Origin of the sequence: uncultured Veillonella sp., from assembly GCF_900545205.1 — a bacterium.
In the GTDB taxonomy this organism is placed as follows: Bacteria; Bacillota; Negativicutes; order Veillonellales; family Veillonellaceae; genus Veillonella.
The window spans coordinates 1-21,169 of record NZ_UQYC01000031.1 but is presented as its reverse complement, the minus strand read 5'-3'; the positions used below and the strand labels follow the sequence as shown (position 1 = coordinate 21,169).

The following is a 21,169-nucleotide window of genomic DNA, read 5'->3' as shown; positions in this document are numbered from 1 at the left end:
CACCTAAACCTTTGTAACGTTGGATTGTAATACCATCGCGGCCTACTTCATCAAGTTTAGCTGTAAGCTCTGCATCAGAGTATACATACCAGTGGGACTTGCCCTTCTTGATTTGGTACAAAGGTGGTTGAGCAATGTAGATATGACCTTCCTCTACCAATGGTTTCATATAGCGGTAGAAGAATGTTAATAACAAGGTACGGATATGAGCGCCGTCAACGTCCGCATCGGTCATAATAATAATCTTGTTGTAACGGGATTTTGTAATATCGAATTCTTCCCCAATACCAGTACCAAAAGCAGTAATCATGGAGCGAATTTCGTTATTAGCTAAAATCTTATCAAGGCGTGCCTTTTCTACGTTAAGGATCTTACCACGTAAAGGCAAAATCGCTTGGTAACGACGGTCGCGACCTTGTTTTGCAGAACCGCCCGCAGAGTCACCTTCGACTAGATAAATTTCAGTCATAGATGTATCTTTTTCGGAGCAATCTGCCAATTTACCAGGAAGGCTAGATACCTCTAAAGCATTTTTACGGCGAGTTAAGTCGCGAGCTTTACGAGCTGCCTCACGAGCACGGCTTGCCATCGTTGCTTTTTCGATGATTTTCTTCGCATCTTGCGGATGTTCTTCGAAGAATGTTCTAAGACCTTCAGATACGATAACATCTGTAATACCTTTTACTTCGCTATTGCCAAGTTTAGTTTTTGTTTGGCCTTCAAATTGAGGTTCCAATACTTTTACAGATACAACAGCTGTCAAACCTTCACGTACGTCTTCACCGGAAAGGTTGGACTCATTTTCCTTGATCAAGCCAGATTTACGGCCATAATCATTGAGGGTACGAGTTAAAGCAGCACGGAAACCAGAAAGGTGAGTACCACCGTCAACAGTGTTGATATTATTTACGAAGGACAACAAGTTTTCGCTGTAGCTATCGTTATATTGCAACGCTACATCTACTACTACGTCGTCTTTTGTATTTTCAATATCGATAACAGTTGGGTTTACTACTTCTTTATTTTCGTTCAAGAAGGCAATGAAAGAACTCAAACCACCTTCGTAGTGGAAGCTTTCAACACGAGGTTCCTCTTGGCGCAAATCGCTCAATGTAATGCGAAGACCTTTGTTAAGGAATGCCAATTCTTGTAAACGAATTTTCAATGTATCAAAGTTGAATACTGTAGTTTCAAAGATTTCAGCATCTGGCTTGAAGATAACTGTAGTACCAGTACCTTCTGCCTTGCCGATTTCATGTAACTCGGAAGTCTTATGACCACGAGCGAATGTAATCTCTTGAATAATACCGTTTTGAGCTACTTGAACCTTAGTCCATTCACTCAACGCATTTACTACGGAAATACCTACGCCGTGAAGACCACCAGATACCTTGTAGCCGCCACCGCCGAATTTACCGCCAGCATGCAATTTCGTTAATACTAACTCTACCGCAGACATACCGGATTCATGCATCCCTGTAGGAATACCACGACCATCATCGACAACAGTGATGCTGTTATCTTCATTAATGGATACTTCGATATGTGTAGCGTAACCTGCGAGCGCTTCGTCTACAGAGTTATCTACTACTTCATAAACGAGGTGATGTAAACCGCGAATGGACGTACTACCAATGTACATACCAGGACGTTTACGTACCGCGTCAAGACCCTCAAGAACCTGTATATTCTGAGCGCCATAATTTTCTTCAGGCATGAAACAAACTCCTCCTAACAATCTATCACACTGTACTGGATTGAAATTTGGTACAACACATGTACAGAATAAATCTTATCTCTTTATTATACTATAAAACTCATCAATTCGTCTCATTAAAGTCTTAATGCTAATACCAGATCCATAAACGCAATCATCAGTGACCACATAGGTCTTGATTTGCTCCTCTGGTACCATGGCGATATACTCTAGCGTTTCATAGTGATGAATAGGACTTTTATGGGACTTTCCGCCCTTGGCGTGCACCATGGTAATGATGGATTCAATAGGCACGGAAATGGTATCCCCAATATGAACGTACATAGGAATGCCCCCTCTACTTTTCTAATGTCCCATTAAGGGCATCAATTTTGCGCTGTTCTTCTTCAGCCAGGAACTTAGACCGATATTTATTGCACAAATTGATAACGTGTTGATCCGTTAGCTCATCAGGTTTCTTATGGGTGATGAGCATGGCCACCATATACATATGACGGCGATTAATGGATCCTTTATAAATTTTATCTAAGTAAAAGTATATGGATTCCCGCATCGCTTCTGCAAAGTCTGGGAAGGTACACTGTATAAATTGCTGACAGTCGCTGTATTTAAAGTACGGATATTTTCGAATGACAGACTTAATCTCCTTAATGTGAATGCGATGTAACTCATATTCACAAGTCGGACAGATGTCCCGTTTAGATTGCATATGCATGCCACATCGACCACAACGATGATAGCCATGCTGCTCTAAATAGATTTCCCGCTTTCGAGCCGTAATTTGCACTTTTCTAAAAGCAGCTCGTAATTCTTCGTTATCCGTCTGTTCTAACGACTTATCGATGGCTTCTACGTCTTCTTTTGAAAGCACGATATCTGCGAAATTAATCCGTTTTGTAATAATCTGTTCATCAGGCAATGAAATCGATGTATCAGTATTAGCTTTCACATAGCTCTGACGTTTCATAATAAAGCGAATATCTTTGATTACCTCTTGATGGTAATACTTATTGATAGATTCGATGATGCGTCGTTTTTGCATCTGTAATTCCTGCATCCACATGGAATTATCGGCACTGATAACCATGTCTGGCGGCTTGATAGACACAATTTTCGTATGATCTGCAATGACATCGCCCACTACATCACGCCACTTGTGAACGAGGGTATTTAATTTATATTGTTCCAGTAAATTCAGTTTTGATAAGGCCTTTGGTAAACAAAGATCAAGGCTGTCCATACTGAACCTTTCCCCCTTCACAAGAAATAAATTGAACAGATTTCAAATCTTTAAAATCGTGAATGTCTGTAGTAGTAATAAATGTTTGAATACGTTTATGAATAAACTGCAATAAATTCGCTCGTCTCGACTCATCAAGTTCGCTCAATACATCATCCAATAATAGAACTGGATATTCCCCAACCTCGGACTTGATAAACTCAAGCTCGCTCAACTTTAAGGACAATACAGCAGTTCGTTGCTGCCCTTGGGATCCAAATTTCTTTAAATCCATCGCATCAGAGAAGAATCGTAAATCATCGCGGTGAGGACCTACGCTGGTGGTCATCCGATGACGATCCTGCGGCAAAGCTGCTTTGATGCGCTCGTAAAAGCCTTCCTTTGTATATTCTAATGAACCATTGTCCATGTAAGGCTGTTCATAACCGATGGTTAAATTCTCTAGACCACCCGTCAATTTACGGTTCATCAAATCGATGAGAAGGTTAATTTTCTTCAAGCTCTCTAACCGTTTCTTTACGATAAAGCTCGCCATATCGGCTAATTGCAAATCCCATTCTTCAAGAGGAATATTTTGCTTCCCTCTATATTCTTTAAGGATCGCATTTCGCTGCTGTAATAATCGATTATACTGCATCAACTGATGATAGTACGTAGCGCTCGTCTGAGAAATTTCCATATCGAGGAACCGTCTACGTCCCGACGGAGTCCCCTTAATGAGTTGTAAATCTTCAGGACAGAATATAACTGTATTTAATGTACCAATCAGTTCCTTTTGAGATATTTTAGTATCATTTAAGCGAATATCCTTAGGACCTTGGCGGAATAACTTAATATTTACCTTTTGTGGCGTATCCTTTTTCTCGAACTTGACTACAATGCCTGCTTCCTCAGCATTAAACATGAGCATATCTGACGTATCGTTGGTCCGATGGCTTTTACCAATGGTCCCCACATAAATAGATTCGAGGATATTCGTCTTACCAGCCCCATTAGTGCCGTGCAAAACGATAATCTCCGGATTAAACTGAATCGTTACATCCTTGTAATTACGAAACTGGAATAATTGCAGTGAGTCAATTCTCACCGATTAAGCCTCCTCTTGAGTAATTACGAGATCTACATCAAGACCTTCGCAAGAAATCACATCGCCAACGCGGCATTTCTTGCGCTTTTCTGTTACAACTTGACCATTCAAAGTAAGGATACCTTCTTCGATAAAGGATTTAATTTGACCACCCGTTTCGATGATGCCTTCTAACTTCAACAACTGATCAATTTGAATGTACTCCGTATGAATAGGTACCTGCTGTTGCTCTTTCATAACGTCCTCCTATAGTGGACAATTTATAACTATATGGGAATTAGGTAACGATGACTTTTAATCATTATTACCTAACGAAGATATGTATATTAATTCAGTAAAATATACGATATAGTAATATTTTTATCAATAAACGAATAATAGATTTTGACATTTAATATTATTAACTATTTAGTACCAGAGTACAGTTCCTCACTGTGAATTTTCTTTAGGCTACTTTGTAGCCTAGAAAATTTTACGTTCGGAACAAAGTGATGTGTGGCTCCCATCGTCGCTAGCGCTCCTCTGTTAGCTCACACCCTACTTTTATGCATTCGTGCGAACTGGTGTTACTACGTATGTATAGTTCGGATTATTGTCTTGGCGAATGACAACAGGACCGTTTTGTTTTAAGAACAAGTGGATGTTGTCGCCTGTGCTATGGCGCAAGATGTCGGAGATGTAGCGACCGTTGAAGGAGATTGTGAAAGGTGTGCCTTTAAATTCAACAGCTACGTCTTCTTTAGCCATACCAATTTCAGTATTTTGAGTAGATAATGTTACATTGCTTTCAGCCCAATCATAACGAATTACGTTATAGCTGATATCTTTAGCCAATAAGGATACGCGATCAACGGCACCAGCGAATTCGCGGCGGTCGATAACAGCACTAGAATCGAATTGGGAAGGAATTACCTTTTCATATTCAGGATATGTGCCTTCAATCAAACGAGAAATGATGTAAATAGATTCAAAGTTGAATACGATTTGTGTACGGTTCCAAATGATGTTGATCATGGCTGGATTATCTGTTGGTAATAAACGAGATACTTCAGCCAATGTTTTTGTAGGAATGATAGCGCGCATTGGCGTAGTTGCTGGTTCATCGATGGTAATTTTCTTAACAGCCATGCGGTGTGTATCAGTAGCAACCATTGTTACTTCATTTTCTTTGATTTCAAGAAGAGCACCAGTAAATACAGGGCGGTCTTCATCTGTTGCAGCTGCGTAGTTTGTTAAATCGATGAGTTCTTTCATAGCAAAGCTATCGATGTTTACATGATCTTGGTCGTGAATTTGTTCTACCAAGGAGAAATCATCTGGATGCAATGTTACGAGGTTGAATTCGGAAGAACCAGATGTGATTGTTAAAGAATTGCCATCTTCTGGTTTGTAAAGTTCGATTGTATCGCCAGGTAATTTGCGGATTAACTCTTGGAAATAGCGGGAACCTACAACTAATGTGCCAGGTTCTTTGATGTCGCCGTCGATGGTTAAACGAATACCGAGTTCAAAGTCGTTACCTTGCAATTCTACTTGGCCATTTTTTGTTGTCATATAGATAGCACCTGGTAAGTTGGAACTTGTTTTATTTTGAGATACCTTTTGCAATACGTTGATTGCTTTTTGGAGATTTGCTTTTGGGAATGTAATATGCATATGTTACTCCTTTATGATTTCCATATAGTGTAGAAGTACTGATAACTACTTCTCTTGTTTGTAATATTCTATGTTTGCTACCGTAGATGCTCTATAGATATTCTGCGATAGATCTGTTTCTACTGGTTTTTTGATTGTTTGTTAGTTTTAGTAGTAGTAATAGTAGGGGCCTGTTCATATGTGTAAAAGTGAATTGGCGCTACTAACTGTGCGATTTCTCGGTTGTGTATAACTATGTTGATAGTTTGTAACCACTTATCCACATACTCACAGCAAAGTGCGGTTTTTAGGATATCCACAAAGTTACACACAATATATCCACAGAGTTATCCACAGGTTGTTAATTTCTGTTTAATTTCAGAAATCATGTTCTTAGTTTCTTCGTTTCGTTCAATTTCCTTCGTAATTTTATCGTACGCATGGAGAATTGTCGTATGGTCACGAGAGAATGCAGCTGCGATTTGCGGATAACTTTCATTAATCATATCGCGGCATAGATACATGGCCACTTGGCGTGGGAACGCGAACTGTGCTTTACGCTTCTTACCGAGCAAGTCTTGCTTTTTAATATTGAAATAAGAACTTACAAAATTCTGAATACTTTCAATAGTCACCATGTTAACCTCTTCTGTGTGAACGAGGCCAGCCAAGGCTTGTTTAGTGTATTCTAGGTCGATAGATTCAAGACGTTGATCGATGGATGCGGTACCGATTAATTTTGTGAAAGCACCTTGTAATACGCGGACGTTTTCGCTGAATTGAAGCGCTACGTAGTTGATGGAGTCGTTATCGATGCGGATAACGCGGTTTTTCTTATATTCTCTTTCGAGTAAGGATCTAAAGATAGCGATGCGCGTTTCTAAATCTGGATTTTCCATTGTTGCAATGTAGCCAGCTTGGAAACGAGAACGGAGACGGTCTTCGAATTGCTCCATATCGTTTGGCATCGTATCGGATGTAAGTACAATTTGCTTATTGTTATTTAATAACTCATTGAACGTATTAAATAGCTCGGTTTTCGTACTTTCACGACTTTCAAGAAACTGAATATCGTCAATCATGAGCACGTCGATATTGCGGAACGTGTTGCGGAATAATTTACCTTGGTTACGCTGCAATGTTTCGACGAAAATGTTCATAAAGTTTTCGCTCGTAATGGACATAACCTTCATGTGTGGATGATTTTCCTTGATGGCGTTACCAATAGCGTGCATCAAATGCGTTTTACCGAGGCCTGAAGGACCGTAGATAAAGAGCGGATTATAGTCGCCACCAGGATATTCAGCTACATTTTGAGCTGCTCCAAATGGAATGCGGTTCGCGTTGCCTGTTACGTAATTGTCAAAACGGTATGCTGGATTTAGGTTAGATAAGGATAAATCCACAGGTACATTATCAGACTGTAATGTAGGTGTTGTAGTTTCAACTGTTTTACTAGGCGCTACCATTGGCTCATCTGGAATATTTATAGGCGCTGGTGTGCGGTCGATATAGACAGGCTCTTGATAGATTGGTTTATAGAACTCATCTTGTTGAGCTTTTTCCTCTACCACAGGCGGTAATGGCATCGGTGGAGCCACTACAGGTGCATCATCGATGAGACTTTCATCAACAAAGGTAGTATCTACACTCTCTTGATTGAAATCGAATAACACCATATCCCGATGGGAACCGATAACCGTAGTAATAGCATCCTGTAAAGCCTTGCTAATCTGCGGCTGCTGATCGATTAAGTTTTTAACAAATGTTTGCATGACCCCTATATGGATCGAATGACTGTCGAGAGACATGGGAATCAACGATGACGTGACGCGCAAGTACAACGCGTCAGGCAAATGTTGCATGTTCTTTTTCGCCTCTTGCAATATATGTTCCCATATATTATTCAAATCAAATGACTGCATGACGTGCCTCTTGTGTATAACTATTGCGATAAATGTGTATAACTTTAGGAATAATGTGTATAACTATTGTGAAAGCTGTGGAAAAACCTGTTATTCCTGTGAATAACCTGTGCACAACCTGTGAATAAGTGAAAATAAAATTCTCTTCCAACCAGATAATAACTGACTTTATAGATTACACAGGTTAAAAGAGAAAAAATGTGGATAACCTTAAAAGTTATCCAACAAAAACTTATAAAAATATATACTTTTTCCTAATTTCAGTTATGATTGTACCAAAAAATAAGCAATTTGTCATTCAATCTGTGGATAACTTTTATAAACTGTTTATAATGTATATTTTAAATTTTTATGGGTATATCTATTACTTTTGGGATAGGAAGAAAAACTACTTTTATCGCTCCATTCTGACGCAAGTCACTCAAAAAGTAGTTTTTCTTCCCCTCCTCCCATAAGATAATTTTTATGATTACAATATACATAGATAAAAAAGTAATTGATGAACATTACAGCATCAACCTTCAGATAATCAAAAGTAAATGATCAATAAAATAACAAACTAGTGATTTTTCTAAGAGGGAGTGTTAGGTGTAGATGTGGATCTTTGACCGAAACGATGAGTATGGAGGAATCCACATCTATTCCTCCCTTCCTCCAAGTAGAGATTAAAATGTAAAATTGTCTTATATAAAAATATTAGAGTTGTGAGTTCTTGTATTGTTGATATTGATGTTACGTTTACATCGTGTAGTGGTGTGTGTGGATACATTAGGGTTGTCTTAGGGAGGGAATATAGGGTCCTTTTGAGCGACTTTACTCGTCGTATGGAGCGATGAAGGAGCCTTGGTCGTTTGGAAACGTAACATCAATTTCCCCTTTGCCCTCAAGAGGTTAAAAGGTAAGATTTGTTACATCTTAGATCCGTATTCTGAAAGACTTTTAGATTTGCTATAAAAACTGATACTACTTTTTATACTGGTGGTAGGTGTTATAGTAGTCATTAGAGTGCGTTAGGAGCAGGAATAGATGTGGATTTTTGACCGACTTACGATGAGTATGGAGGGAGAAAACCACATCTATTCCTCCCCCTATAAAAGTAGTATCAGTTTTAAGTTCTATCGGATTTAAGTAAAATCTACATAAAAGTCTTTCAGAATAGCCCTAAATGATTGACAAATTTACGTTTTAACTCTATAATTACCCTGTTATGGTATAAGTAAAACAATACAAATGACGAGGAGGTGTTTTACTAATGAAACGTACTTACCAACCAAATACTCTTTGGAGAAAACGTACCCATGGTTTCCGTGAACGCATGAAAACTATCGGTGGCCGTCTCGTTTTAAAAAGAAGACGTGCAAAAGGCAGAAAACGCTTATCTGCATAATATAATAGCTGTTAGGCAGGAGAAAAAACTTGGCGCTGCTGCCAAGTTTTTCTATTCTTAGGACTTAAGGACAATGCATATGGATTATTGCCTCAAAAAAGCAAGACGACTGACGCACAATAATGAATATCGCCTTGTGTATAAGCACGGTAAATACGAAGTAGGCCGTATGTGTGTACTATATCGTATGCCCGTGGCGAAGCAATCGACTCGCATTGGTTTTGTAACCGGCAAAAAGGTTGGTTGTGCTGTAGAGCGCAACCGAGCTAGACGCCTTATGAAAGAGGTATATCGCCTCAATCAACATTCCATACGCGAAGGGTATCATATCGTAATTGTTGGACGTGGCCCTCTGAAAAACGCTACCTACGAAAAAGCGGAAAAGGAAATTTTGTATCTCTTGCGAAAAAGCAAATTGTTGATACAAAATGATAAATAGGACCACAAGTTAGAAGGCTTTGGTCCTTTTTTGTGTATATGGAGGTTTCCATGAAACGCTATATAACCGCGCTTTTACGACTTTTAATTAGGTTCTATCAGCTTGCCATATCTCCCTTAAAACCTGGATGTTGCCGTTATTATCCGACATGTTCCACATATACTCTGCAGGCCATCGAAAAATATGGTCCTTTGAAAGGTAGCTGGATGGGTTTAAAACGCATTCTTCGCTGCCATCCTTTCCACAAGGGTGGCTACGATCCAGTTCCTTAACCCACTTGGGCTTAGGCTGGATGCGGTCTGTGAAAGCAACTTTCACAAAAAACATCGAGCACAGTTTTGGAAATACCTGAGCATCTGTATGGATGAAATTTAGACCATACCATAACGATATATAGATGCGCAAAGGACGGTTTCGGACTGTAAGAAAAAGGAGAAACAATGGAATTCTTAAGTAGTATATTCCACCCTATCGTTGAATTGATGACTACATTGGTAACCTATGCGTTCCAATTAACTCAAATGGTAGGCTATCCAAGCTACGGTGTGGCTATTATCCTTTTAACAATCGTTATCAAAGCGATTTTGGCACCACTTACTGTTAAACAAATCAAATCCATGAAGGCTATGCAAGAGTTACAGCCTCGCATGAAAGAATTGCAAGACAAATACAAAAACGATCCTGCAAAACTTCAAGCTGAAATGGGTGCATTGTACAAAGAAATGGGCGTTAACCCACTAGCAGGTTGCTTGCCTCTATTGGTGCAAATGCCATTCTTGATCGCTATTTTCTATGCTTTACAAGGCTATCCATACGATCAAAACTATGTACAATTCTTATGGCTTCCTAGTCTTGGAGAACCAGATCCAATGTATATTTTGCCAGTATTGAGTGCGGCATCCACATGGATTATGTCCAAGCAAACTAGTAGCGGTACATCTGGTGCTGCTGCGCAACAACAAAAGATTATGACAATCTTTATGCCTTTATTCATTGGTTACATTTCCCTTAACTTCCCATCTGGTTTGGTTATTTACTGGATCGTATCCAATGTATTCCAATTTGTGCAACAACATTTCATTTACAAAGGCTTAGAAGCTAAGAAATAGGAGACACTATGGAATTTATCGATGTATCTGCTAAAACCATTGAAGATGCCATTGCCAAAGGCGTAGCTCAATTGGCTGCAGAAGGCCAAGAATTGGTAGAAACTAAAGTCTTGGAACAACCTTCTAATGGCTTCTTGGGCATTGGTCGTAAACCAGCAGTTGTTCGCTTATTCTTCACATCTGTAGCTAAAACTGCTACTCAAGAAGAAGTAGCTCATGTAGAAGAACAATCTGTAGCTGTTGCCTCCGAACCGGTGGCAACAAGTGAAACAGAAGTACAAGACACAGCAGTTGACTCTACTGAAGGTGATGTTGTAGAAGAAAAACCTTCTAAAAAGGAACTTTCAAAAGAAGATCAACAAGAAATCGCTGAAAAAGGTAAACAATTCCTCGATGATATGTTTACTCAAATGGGCCTCACTGTGGTTATCGAAAAAATGATGACTAAAGATAAGATTACATTCCAAGTACACGGTGAAGATTTAGGTATTTTGATTGGCAAACATGGTCAAACATTGGATGCTATTCAATACTTAACAAATCTCGTGGCTCACAAGGATGTATCTGGCCACTGCCATATCGTTGTAGATGTGGAAAACTATCGTTCTCGCCGAGAAGAAACATTGGTAAATCTCGCGAAACGCTTGGCTTCTAAGGTGAAACGCAACCGTCAAAAGGTTTCCTTAGAACCAATGAATGCTTTTGAACGTAAAATCATTCACACTGCCCTTCAAGGCGACAAAAACGTTGTTACTAACAGTGAAGGGGACGAACCGTTCCGTCACGTTGTGATTACGTATAAAAAATAAAATATAGTGGTGCAGCTTTCAAGTAACTGAGATCATCGGTTGCTTGAGGGCTGTCCTCTTTATTCTTTAGGTTATGGTGAAAGCTAACCTAAGTTAATCTTCGCATGCAAAGATTAGTTTAGTTTAACTTTCACAGGCGAAGAACATATACAAAAACATATTTAGATTATCGAAATACGGAGATATTTATGTATATAGATGATACAATAGCGGCCATTGCGACGCCGCCCGGTATCGGCGGGGTTGGTATTATTCGGGTCAGCGGCAAGGATAGTTTTCCTATTGTAAATAGCCTGTTCAAGAGCGCTGGCACCGTTCCTTTGATGGACCGCCAAAATAGAACGATACAATATGGGACCATTGTGGATCCCGGAACGAACAAGACCATCGACGAGGTTCTTGTGTTATTAATGAAAGGCCCTCATTCCTACACGGCAGAGGATGTGGTAGAAATTCAGTGTCACGGCGGCATTGTGCCGGTTCGACAAATTCTGAAATTGCTCGTAAACCACGATGTGCGCATGGCCGAGGCCGGCGAATTTACGAAGCGCGCCTTTATGAACGGACGTATCGACCTCACCCAAGCAGAGGCGATCATTGATATTATTGAAGCCAAAACGGAGGACTCCCTCTCCCTCGCTGTATCGCAGCTCGATGGGACCGTTTCGTCCTTTGTAAAAGATGTACGTGAACAGCTTATCGCTATGATTGCTCATTTAGAGGTAACTATCGACTATCCTGAAGAGGATATTGAGGACGTAACGAGCCAAGAGGTTCGTGAACAACTAGAGCCTATTTTGAAAGCTATGGACGATCTCTTGTCCACAGCAAATACAGGTCGCCTCATTCGCGACGGTATTATGACGGTTATCGTAGGCCGTCCAAATGCCGGTAAATCGAGCTTGATGAACGCTCTCTTGCGTGAAAACCGCGCTATCGTAACGGATATCCCTGGTACGACACGGGACAGTATTGAAGAATATATGACCGTTGAAGGCATTTCCTTGCGCCTCATTGATACAGCTGGTATCCGGGATACACAAGATACGGTGGAAGCCCTCGGTGTGGAGCGTGCTCGTGATTATATCAACAAAGCAGACATCGTGCTCTGCGTTATAGACGGGTCTACTCCATTAACCCCTGAAGAAATCGAAATTTTGACCTCTGTGAGCGGTTTGAATACTATCGTACTCCTCAATAAGTCCGACGTGGCACAAGTCGTTACAGATGAAAATATTAAAGAACACGGAACCTTTACGGCTATCGAACGCATCAGTGCCAAAGAAGGCGAAGGCTCTGCAGTTCTCTCCAAATGGGTGCAAGAACTCGTTTACGGCGGTCGCGTAAAACAAGACAACAGCGCCATGATCAGTAACGTGCGCCACATCAGCCTCATGGAACAAGCGAAGGCACAAGTCGAACAAGCTCTCTCCTCCATCGACATGGGCATGCCAGTAGACTTTGTAGCTACCGACCTGCGCAGCGCCTGGGAACTACTAGGCGACATCACAGGCGACACCATCCGTGAAAGCATGATCGACGAACTATTTAGTAGATTTTGTTTAGGTAAGTGATGCTGACAATGAGTACTTCCAAAAAGCCTCCACTGGCCAGGTCTATCCCTTCGGGATAGGGCCAAAGTCGTTTTTTGAAAGCCCTCATTGCCACTCTATGGAGAATAGGGGAAAACTCGGCCTACGGCCTCGTGATTTTAGATAAAATAAGCTTTCAAAATAAGTAATATATAAGGAATTTAATTGATATGTACACAGTAGATAATTATGATGTCATCGTCATCGGTGGTGGTCATGCTGGTTGTGAAGCGGCTCTCGCCGCTGCTCGTATGGGTCATCGCACGTTGATGGCGACCATCAGTTTAGATAATATTGCGCTTATGCCATGTAATCCTGCCGTTGGTGGTCCTGGTAAAAGCCATCTTGTTTATGAACTTGACGCTTTAGGCGGTCAAATGGGTATCAACGCGGATGCTACGGCTATTCAAATGCGTATGCTCAACATGGGTAAAGGCCCTGCCGTTCATTCCTTGCGTTGCCAATCGGATAAAATTAAATACCAACATTTGATGAAACAAACCATTGAAAATACAGAGAACCTCAATGTTAAGCAAATCATGGTGACTGAGCTTAAGGTTGAGGATGGCAAGGTAACAGGTATCGTTACAGAGCTTGGCGAGTTCTATGGTGCTAAAGCTGTCGTTCTTTGTACAGGTACCTATTTGAAAGGTAAAATTCTCATCGGCGACATTGACTACGTAGGTGGACCAAATGGTCAACGCGTAGCGGAACATTTCTCTCAATCCTTGCTGGACAATGGCATTGAGTTGATGCGCTTTAAGACTGGTACACCAGCTCGTGTAGATAAACGCACTCTTAACCTTGAAAACATGGAGGTTCAAGAAGGCGATACACATCACCACTCCTTCTCCTTTATGGATGAATGGATCAACCGTAATGAAGATGTATGTTGGTTGACCTATACTAACAAAGAAACGCACGAAATTATTACAAGCAATATTCATCGCGCTCCAATGTATAGTGGTAAAATTGAAGGTGTAGGCCCTCGTTACTGCCCTTCTATCGAAGATAAAGTGGTGCGCTTTGCCGATAAAGAACGCCATCAATTATTCGTAGAACCAGAAGGTACAGGCACAAACGAAATGTACGTACAAGGCATGAGTACATCCCTTCCTATGGACGTACAATATGCATTCCTTCGTACCATTCCTGGTTTAGAAAATGTAGAAATCATGCGCCCAGCGTATGCTATTGAATATGATTGTTTAAACCCAACACAACTGACACCAGCCCTTCAAGTAAAACATATTGAAGGCCTCTACTCTGCTGGTCAAGCTAATGGTACATCTGGCTATGAAGAAGCCGCTGCTCAAGGTCTCATGGCTGGTATTAACGCAGCTTTATGGCTTGAAGGTAAAGAACCATTTATCCTTGCTCGCTCCGAAGCATACATTGGTGTTCTCATCGATGATCTCGTAACAAAAGGTACAAATGAACCGTACCGTATGATGACGAGCCGTAGCGAATACCGTCTATTACTTCGCCAAGATAATGCAGATATGCGTCTCACTGAAAAAGGTCGTGCTATCGGTCTTGTAAAAGACGATCGTTGGTCTAAATTTACAGCTAAGAAAGCTGCTATCGAAGAAGCAATGGATATGTTACGAAATACACCTGTAAATCCATCCAAGGAAACACAAGCTTTGCTTGAAAGTTTAGGTACAGCACCTATTAGAACAGGTATTCATGCTTATGATTTAGTAAAACGTAATGAACTCTCCTATGCTATCGTAGCTGATGCATTTGGTTTAAAACGCTATACGCCTGACGTAGAAGAAGCTGTTGATATCTCCATTACTTACGAAGGTTATATCAAAAAGCAAATGGACCAAGTTGATAAGGTTCGTAAATTAGAAGAAAAAATTCTTCCAAAAGAATGGGACTATACACAAATTAAGGGCATCTCCCTTGAAGCTCAACAAAAGCTCAATAAAATCCGCCCTCACTCCATCGGCCAAGCAAGCCGTATCTCTGGCGTATCCCCTGCGGACGTATCTGTTCTGTTGATTCAATTAGAACAATACAATCGAAGCAAATAAAATATGTGATTACATAGAAAAAAGCTAGCTAATTATATTAGCTAGCTTTTTTAGTTATAGGGCTTCTCGTTCTTGATGCTCATCGATTTCGCGACCTTGGCTCATATAGTCTGGAGTAAATAATGATAGGCCCATTTTAAATAATATCCACATAAATTTTTGTTTCATGGGTACCACCTCCCTATTAATGGTAGTGTATCCATAAATAAGTTTATTCGCAAGTTTTATTTTTTATAGATGTAAAAGAATTCTATATAAGCAAATGTTTGTATATTTATAAAATATATAATATTCTGTAGTTAAAATATGTACACTAGAGAAGTACATTAAATGTATATTCAGAGTAGACAAAATATTCTATAAGTGAAGAAAAGTTCATAGTGATAAATTGGAAATAAACTGTGAAATATAGTTGATGAAAAGATGAATAATAAAATTGAAAAAGATGAGGTAAAAGGTTAACAAAATAGGTTTACAATGATTGATCGATTGGTGTAAAGAAATTTAGATTTACATTAAAATAGGATAAGGATTTGAAAACTTGATAACAGGTTGAAAATACAGGTTAAAAAGATGGACCGATTTCTCAATATCATTATTTAAATGATAATAAATAGTTAATACCTCTCCTACTCTATGTTCATATGGTGTTTTTAGAAAATAAATCTATTTAAATGAGAATTAATTGAGAATATGCTATAATATAAAGAAAAATGACTTAAATATTTCGCTTGTATGGTCATTTTATTAGTTTCTATATATAAACTTATATAAAACAGATTAAAAACGGTGTAGAACGCAAATTTTTGAGTTTTATAGCCTTTGAAATAAGAAATACTATTCTTATAACTTATATATTGTTAATATGATCTACCATATGACATGAGATTTTCTAACTACATGTCGATTACTTTCACTATCATATAAATATTGAATAATTCATTAGGAGCACTTATGAAAGAAAAATACGATGTGCCTATTGCGTCTGAGTTTGAATTTGTTTCATATATGATGGAGCAAATGAGCGAATTTGGTTTGCCTTGCACGGAAGAGCAAGCAAAAGACTTTTATGTGTATTATGCGCGCATGATTGAAACAAATAAATATCTAAACCTCACGGGGATTACAGACATGAAAGAGGTTGTGGTTAAACACATGATCGACTCCCTCTCCTGCTATGACCCACATATCATCAAATCTGGCATGTCCATTATCGATGTTGGTACTGGCGCTGGTTTCCCTGGCATTCCATTGGCTATCTATGACCGTAGCCTCAAGGTTACGTTGTTTGACTCCTTGAAAAAACGTCTTACCTTCCTTGAATCCGTTATGGATGAGCTACAATTGACGAACTGTACTACTTTACATGGCCGTGCAGAGGATCTTAGTCATCAAGATTATCGTGAAAGCTTCGATCTTGCTACGAGCCGTGCAGTAGCAAGATTACCTATTCTGTTAGAATGGACGGTACCGTATGTAAAAGAAGGTGGCTACGTAATAGCTCTAAAAGGCGCCATCTACGAAGAAGAAGTGGGAGAATCCAATAAAGCCCTTAGCATATTGAAAGCTAAGATTGAAGAAGTACGTACTGTTACACTTCCAACCTTGGATGATAAACGAGCAATCCTGTACATTAAGAAAATAGGTAAAACACCTAAACAATACCCACGTAAACCAAAAGAAATTAAAGACAAGCCGCTAGTGTAATTTAATAGTGCTATCACGTAATAGCGGATAATAGATAACAATTGATACCTATACAAAAGAGGATGCAAATCTAAGATTTGCATCCTCTTTTTCCTATCTTCCCTAGCCTATTCAAGGATATCGTTTACAACAGGATTACATAGTTTATTCATTATAATATAAGTCGTATATAAAGATAAATAGAACACCTTTCCCTAAGGACGACTTAGGGTTACTATGGAGTCTGTGGGAAAGGTGTTCTATGATAATCTCATAATGACTTATACGTGGTCAATGATATGTAATGTTGTATCGATATCGTTTAAAGGCATAATATGTACGCCTGCAGCGATTTTTTTGATTTGTTCCAATGTTTCGATAGCGATTTCTGTACCCGCTTCTTTACCGCCCTTTTCTACGCGGTCTAGGATTTCTTGTGTAAGATTTATCCCAGGCACTTTTTCGTGTAGATATGTGGCCATTTTAAAGCTTTTAAGTGGAATTAAACCGAGCATAATAGGCACATCGAACTCAGACATTTTATCGATGTAGCGTTTTGCTTGTTCTAAATCGTAAATTGGTTGTGTTTGTACGAAATGCGCACCATTTTTAATTTTAGCAGCCAATTTTTGACGTTCAATTTCTAAATCTGGTGCACCAGGGTTACCAGTAGCACCGATGTAGAAGTTTGTAGGCTCGTCTAAGTCATTACCTGCCAAGTCTTTGCCAGAATTCAAAGTTTTAGCGATGTTAAGTAAGCCCATGCAGTCTACTTCAAATACGGATTGTGCAAATGGATGGTCCCCATTATCTGGTTTGTCACCAGTAAGGGTTAAGATATTATTTACGCCAAGTGCTGCAGCGCCAAGTAATTCGGATTGTAAGCCGATGATATTACGGTCGCGGCATGTAAGGTGGAAAATAGTCTCGATATCTTTATTGTGTTGTAACAAATAAGACAAGGAAATTGGGCTCATACGCATTTTGGACATAGGGCTATCAGCGATGTTGATAGCGTCAACCTTACCCTTTAAACGCGCTGCTTGGTCGAATACTTTTTGAGCAGAACTACTCTTTGGTGGGTCTAATTCAACAGTGATGGTGAACTTCCCTTGTTGATGTTTCTCTCTTAATGTCATCATGTACCTCTTGATCTATACATATGGTGAAAGCTAATCTTGTTTACTCTTTTACGTGGTTTTCACTATCAAAATAAGTTTTTAAGATGAGCTTTCACCTTGTTTTGTGTCATGTAAATTAGAAATTATTTTTCTAATGTTTCAAAGTAATCGTTTGCGTGGTTAACGGCAGCGATACCGTCTTTAGCATAGATGTCTGCGCCCGCTTGGTCTGCGTAGTCTTGAGATACTACGGCACCACCAACCATGACCTTAGTTTTAAGGCCTGCAGCGCGGATAGCAGCGATAGTATTGTCGATTTGAGGCATTGTTGTAGTCATCAAGGAACAAATACCAACGAGAGCCGCCTTGTTGTCTTTAATTGCTTGAACGATAACTTCTGGATCAACGTCCTTGCCGAGGTCAACGATTTTGTAACCATTGTTTTCAAGCAAGGCTGCTACGATGTTTTTACCTAAATCGTGGATATCGCCTTTAACAGTAGCCACAACGACTGTACCTTTATCTAAGCTTTCACTAGCAGGAATGATTTCTTTAATTGTGTTGAAAGCAGCTTGCATTGTTTCAGCAGCGAGCATTACTTGTGGTAAGAATAATTTACCAGAGCCGAACTTATCCCCTACTACGTTCATCGCTTCAGATAAGCCTTTTTTCGTAATATCTAATGGGTCCATGCCGTCAGCTAACGCTTTTTTCACAAGGTCAACAATAGCTTCTTTTTCGCCTTGTTCTACGCAAGCACGGATATTAGCTAAAGGATCATTGCTGTCGAAGGATTTCTTTTCAGGACCTTTTGGAGCAGCGTTACCAGGAGCACTTGTTTCGTCTTCGTAGCCGTATTCTTTGATAAACTCTGCAGAACCTGGGTCCCAGCCTAATAGTGTTGTACTAGATACGAACGCTTTTTTAGCTGGATAATTTAATGGGTTCATAATTGGTGTTGTTAAGCCACAAGCAAGAGCCATTGTTAAGAATTGGCCGTTCAAGTAAGGACGTTGTGGCATACCGAAGGAAATATTGGACAAGCCCATTACTGTTGGGAAGCCAAATTTCTCTTTATATAACTGTAATGTACGCAATGTTTGGCGTGCACTATCTTCACCGCTGGCAAGTGTTAATACCAATGGGTCAAGTAATAAGTCATGTGGTTGAAGACCATAACCGTAAGCGCGATTTACAATGCTTTCAGCTAAAGCAACACGGTCCTCTGCTTTTTCAGGCAAATCACCACTGCAGATTGGCAAGCAAAGTAAAGCTGCACCATAGCGTTTAGCCAAAGGCATAACGTGAGTGATGGATTCCTCTTCCCCATTTACGGAGTTGATAAGAGCGCGACCTGGGTAGTTTTTAAGAGCTACTTCCATAGCTGCTGGATCCAATGTGTCGATGGACAATGGAGTTTCAACGAGCATGGATAATTCGAAGATAGCACGTTCCATTAATGGAGTTTGGTCCATACCAGCTACGCCCATGTTTACGTCGAGGATGTCTGCACCTGCTTCTACTTGGTCCAAAGCATCGCGTTTTACGCGGATGAAAGAGCCATCGCGTAACTCTTGAGCAAGAACTTTACGGCCTGTAGGGTTGATACGTTCGCCAATGATAAGAGGTTTTGTATTGTGACCTAATTCTAACAATTTAGTACGGCTCGTAATGATTGTTTTAGGTTTTACGTGAGCACGTTCTTTAGGTGTATGTGCTTTCACAGCATCAGAAATAGCTTGAATATGAGCTGGTGTCGTACCACAGCAGCCGCCTACATAGCTGGCACCTGCATCTACGATTGGAAGCATCAATGGACCCATTTCTTCTGCTGTAAGTGGGAATACAGTTTGTTTATTAATTAATTGAGGCATACCTGCATTTGGTTGGCAGATAATTGGCAAGTTTGTTACGCTTGCAATTTCCTCAATAAGAGGTGTGATTTGTTCAGGTCCAAGGGAACAGTTAATACCGATAATATCAGCACCCATAGCCTCTACGATAGTAGTTGCAACTGCTGGTGGTGTACCTGTAATAGTACGACCGTCTTCACTGAAAGAAAATTGACAGATGATTTGTACATCTTCTTTTGTCTTTCCTGCTGCTTCACGAGCATCAAGAGATGCTAATAAAGCGGCGCGCATTTCTTGTACGTCGATGATAGTTTCAATAATAATGAAATCTACACCACCTTCAATCAATGCTTCAGCTTGTTCGCGGTATGTGTCATAAATAGAGTCAAAGCTCATGTTGCCCAATGGTTGTAAGAAACGACCTGTAGGACCCATAGAACCCGCTACACGAGCAGATGGTTTAAACTCTGCAATAGCATCTTTTGCTACCTTTACAGCGGCAATATTTATTTCTCTTACACAATCTTGTAAGTCGTAATCTTCTAATTTAAGACCACAAGCACCGAATGTATTTGTAGTGATAACATCACTGCCATGTTGTAAGTATTGGGCGTGAATATTCTTTACTACTTCTGGTTTTTCTACGTTAAATAATTCTGGACAATAGCCCTCTTCTAAGCCTGCAGCTTGAAGCATTGTGCCCATAGCACCGTCAAATATATACATAAACATCTTCCTTTATCATCCTAAATGTTACAATGTTTCACGTGAAACATTATTCTGTTGGTTGGCCTTTCATAGCGATACCAGAGGCTTCAGCTGTTGTTTTGTTACAACCCTCTTCGCCTTCGTTATTAGACGTTACAGACGCCTTTTCTGGTAATTTACGAGATGCACAATCCTTTTGGGAACAAGATGTGCAACCGCGTTTAGTTTTGATGTCTTCGTTAGCTGGCATCAAACCGATGATAGCTGTTACAGACTTACGTGGAAACAATAAATAATTCTCTGTTACTTGTAAGCCAATCATCTCTGTTTTGATAATTTTAGCTAGTTGTGGCTGAATTTCTAATGGCCAGTTACCATAGCCAGGGCTAAAGCGCCATGTTGGTTTATAGCCTTGCTTTTTAGCAATTGTATTGATAACTTCATTTACTTGATCTGCTACTTGTTCTACTGCTGTTGTAGCTGCTGCATCAAGTAATAAACCTACAGTATAGTTACCTTGTTTGAATAACTGTTCACTGCGAATCTCTACATCTTCGCCTACTGTTACGCCTAATACATAGACCTTTGTAGACTTTTCTAGATGTTTTTCAATGATGGAACCTTCAATTTTAAGCGGTGGATTGCTCAAAATTGTCTTTGTTTCAGCATCATAATCGTATTCTTGATATACACCTTTTGGTGTAGCTAATAACTGGATTTCTTTACATGCTTCGTCTACATAATTTTGAGGAAAATCCTCTGCATGACGAAGTCCTGCGTATCGTTTTACTTCTGCTTTATCGATGGCAGGAAGCATTC

18 protein-coding genes are annotated in these 21,169 nt (G+C 39.8%); 8 read left to right on the top strand and 10 right to left on the bottom strand.

Going from position 1 to position 21,169, the window contains the following annotated elements; all coding sequences use genetic code 11:
* From gyrB to dnaA, 7 genes are all read right to left on the bottom strand, one after another.
* The coding region (gene gyrB / locus QZR70_RS04665; protein WP_295793442.1) for a DNA topoisomerase (ATP-hydrolyzing) subunit B at positions 1-1,717 on the bottom strand (1,717 nt) is incomplete at its 3' end.
* A 75-nt stretch (positions 1,718-1,792) separates the two neighbouring features.
* Positions 1,793-2,041: a DUF370 domain-containing protein gene (locus QZR70_RS04660; RefSeq protein ID WP_004692940.1), complete on the bottom strand. Its 249-nt coding sequence runs from the start codon at positions 2,039-2,041 to the stop codon at positions 1,793-1,795.
* Positions 2,042-2,054: 13 nt separating this feature from the next.
* The gene (locus QZR70_RS04655; protein WP_295793439.1) at positions 2,055-2,957 is read right to left on the bottom strand and encodes a DUF721 domain-containing protein; all 903 of its coding nucleotides are present in this window, start codon (positions 2,955-2,957) and stop codon (positions 2,055-2,057) included.
* Positions 2,944-4,044: a DNA replication/repair protein RecF gene (gene recF / locus QZR70_RS04650; RefSeq protein ID WP_005384817.1), complete on the bottom strand. Its 1,101-nt coding sequence runs from the start codon at positions 4,042-4,044 to the stop codon at positions 2,944-2,946. The genes QZR70_RS04655 and recF overlap by 14 nt, the downstream gene beginning before the upstream one ends.
* A gap of 3 nt (positions 4,045-4,047) precedes the next feature.
* Positions 4,048-4,281, bottom strand: a complete 234-nt coding sequence (locus QZR70_RS04645) for an RNA-binding S4 domain-containing protein (RefSeq protein WP_119206598.1) — start codon at positions 4,279-4,281, stop codon at positions 4,048-4,050.
* Positions 4,282-4,587: 306 nt separating this feature from the next.
* A complete protein-coding gene (gene dnaN, locus QZR70_RS04640) occupies positions 4,588-5,700 on the bottom strand; it encodes a DNA polymerase III subunit beta (RefSeq protein WP_054747902.1) in 1,113 nt (370 codons plus the stop codon).
* Between the two features lie 326 nt (positions 5,701-6,026).
* A complete protein-coding gene (gene dnaA, locus QZR70_RS04635) occupies positions 6,027-7,604 on the bottom strand; it encodes a chromosomal replication initiator protein DnaA (protein ID WP_295793436.1) in 1,578 nt (525 codons plus the stop codon).
* Positions 7,605-8,856: 1,252 nt separating this feature from the next.
* Here dnaA and rpmH point away from each other — a divergent pair.
* The 8 genes from rpmH (at position 8,857) to rsmG (ending at position 16,689) form a co-directional block, all read left to right on the top strand.
* Complete coding sequence (gene rpmH / locus QZR70_RS04630) at positions 8,857-8,991, top strand: 50S ribosomal protein L34 (RefSeq protein ID WP_004692946.1); 135 nt, start codon at positions 8,857-8,859, stop codon at positions 8,989-8,991.
* A gap of 79 nt (positions 8,992-9,070) precedes the next feature.
* Positions 9,071-9,430, top strand: coding sequence for a ribonuclease P protein component (gene rnpA / locus QZR70_RS04625; protein WP_039968821.1), 360 nt, complete (start codon positions 9,071-9,073; stop codon positions 9,428-9,430).
* Positions 9,431-9,480: 50 nt separating this feature from the next.
* Positions 9,481-9,702, top strand: coding sequence for a membrane protein insertion efficiency factor YidD (yidD, locus tag QZR70_RS04620; RefSeq protein WP_295793434.1), 222 nt, complete (start codon positions 9,481-9,483; stop codon positions 9,700-9,702).
* Between the two features lie 168 nt (positions 9,703-9,870).
* A complete protein-coding gene (locus QZR70_RS04615; RefSeq protein WP_295793430.1) occupies positions 9,871-10,539 on the top strand; it encodes a YidC/Oxa1 family membrane protein insertase in 669 nt (222 codons plus the stop codon).
* An 8-nt stretch (positions 10,540-10,547) separates the two neighbouring features.
* Positions 10,548-11,348 (top strand): RNA-binding cell elongation regulator Jag/EloR, encoded by an 801-nt coding sequence (gene jag / locus QZR70_RS04610; protein WP_295793428.1) that lies wholly within the window; start codon positions 10,548-10,550, stop codon positions 11,346-11,348.
* A 188-nt stretch (positions 11,349-11,536) separates the two neighbouring features.
* Entirely contained in the window at positions 11,537-12,922 is a 1,386-nt protein-coding gene (gene mnmE, locus QZR70_RS04605) for a tRNA uridine-5-carboxymethylaminomethyl(34) synthesis GTPase MnmE (RefSeq protein WP_295793425.1), read from the top strand.
* Positions 12,923-13,110: 188 nt separating this feature from the next.
* On the top strand, positions 13,111-14,982 hold the full coding sequence (gene mnmG, locus QZR70_RS04600) for a tRNA uridine-5-carboxymethylaminomethyl(34) synthesis enzyme MnmG (protein ID WP_295793423.1): 1,872 nt from the start codon (positions 13,111-13,113) through the stop codon (positions 14,980-14,982).
* Between the two features lie 954 nt (positions 14,983-15,936).
* Positions 15,937-16,689 (top strand): 16S rRNA (guanine(527)-N(7))-methyltransferase RsmG, encoded by a 753-nt coding sequence (gene rsmG / locus QZR70_RS04595; protein ID WP_295793420.1) that lies wholly within the window; start codon positions 15,937-15,939, stop codon positions 16,687-16,689.
* Positions 16,690-16,949: 260 nt separating this feature from the next.
* Here the strand turns inward: rsmG and QZR70_RS04590 are convergent, their stop codons facing one another.
* The 3 genes from QZR70_RS04590 to QZR70_RS04580 all read right to left on the bottom strand — a co-directional run bounded on the left by QZR70_RS04590 (position 16,950) and on the right by QZR70_RS04580 (position 21,167).
* Positions 16,950-17,807: a methylenetetrahydrofolate reductase gene (locus QZR70_RS04590; protein WP_024063815.1), complete on the bottom strand. Its 858-nt coding sequence runs from the start codon at positions 17,805-17,807 to the stop codon at positions 16,950-16,952.
* Between the two features lie 125 nt (positions 17,808-17,932).
* Positions 17,933-20,368, bottom strand: a complete 2,436-nt coding sequence (locus QZR70_RS04585; RefSeq protein ID WP_295793418.1) for a homocysteine S-methyltransferase family protein — start codon at positions 20,366-20,368, stop codon at positions 17,933-17,935.
* Positions 20,369-20,417: 49 nt separating this feature from the next.
* Positions 20,418-21,167, bottom strand: a complete 750-nt coding sequence (locus QZR70_RS04580) for a methionine synthase (protein ID WP_295793416.1) — start codon at positions 21,165-21,167, stop codon at positions 20,418-20,420.
* Between the last annotated feature and the right edge of the window lie 2 nt (positions 21,168-21,169).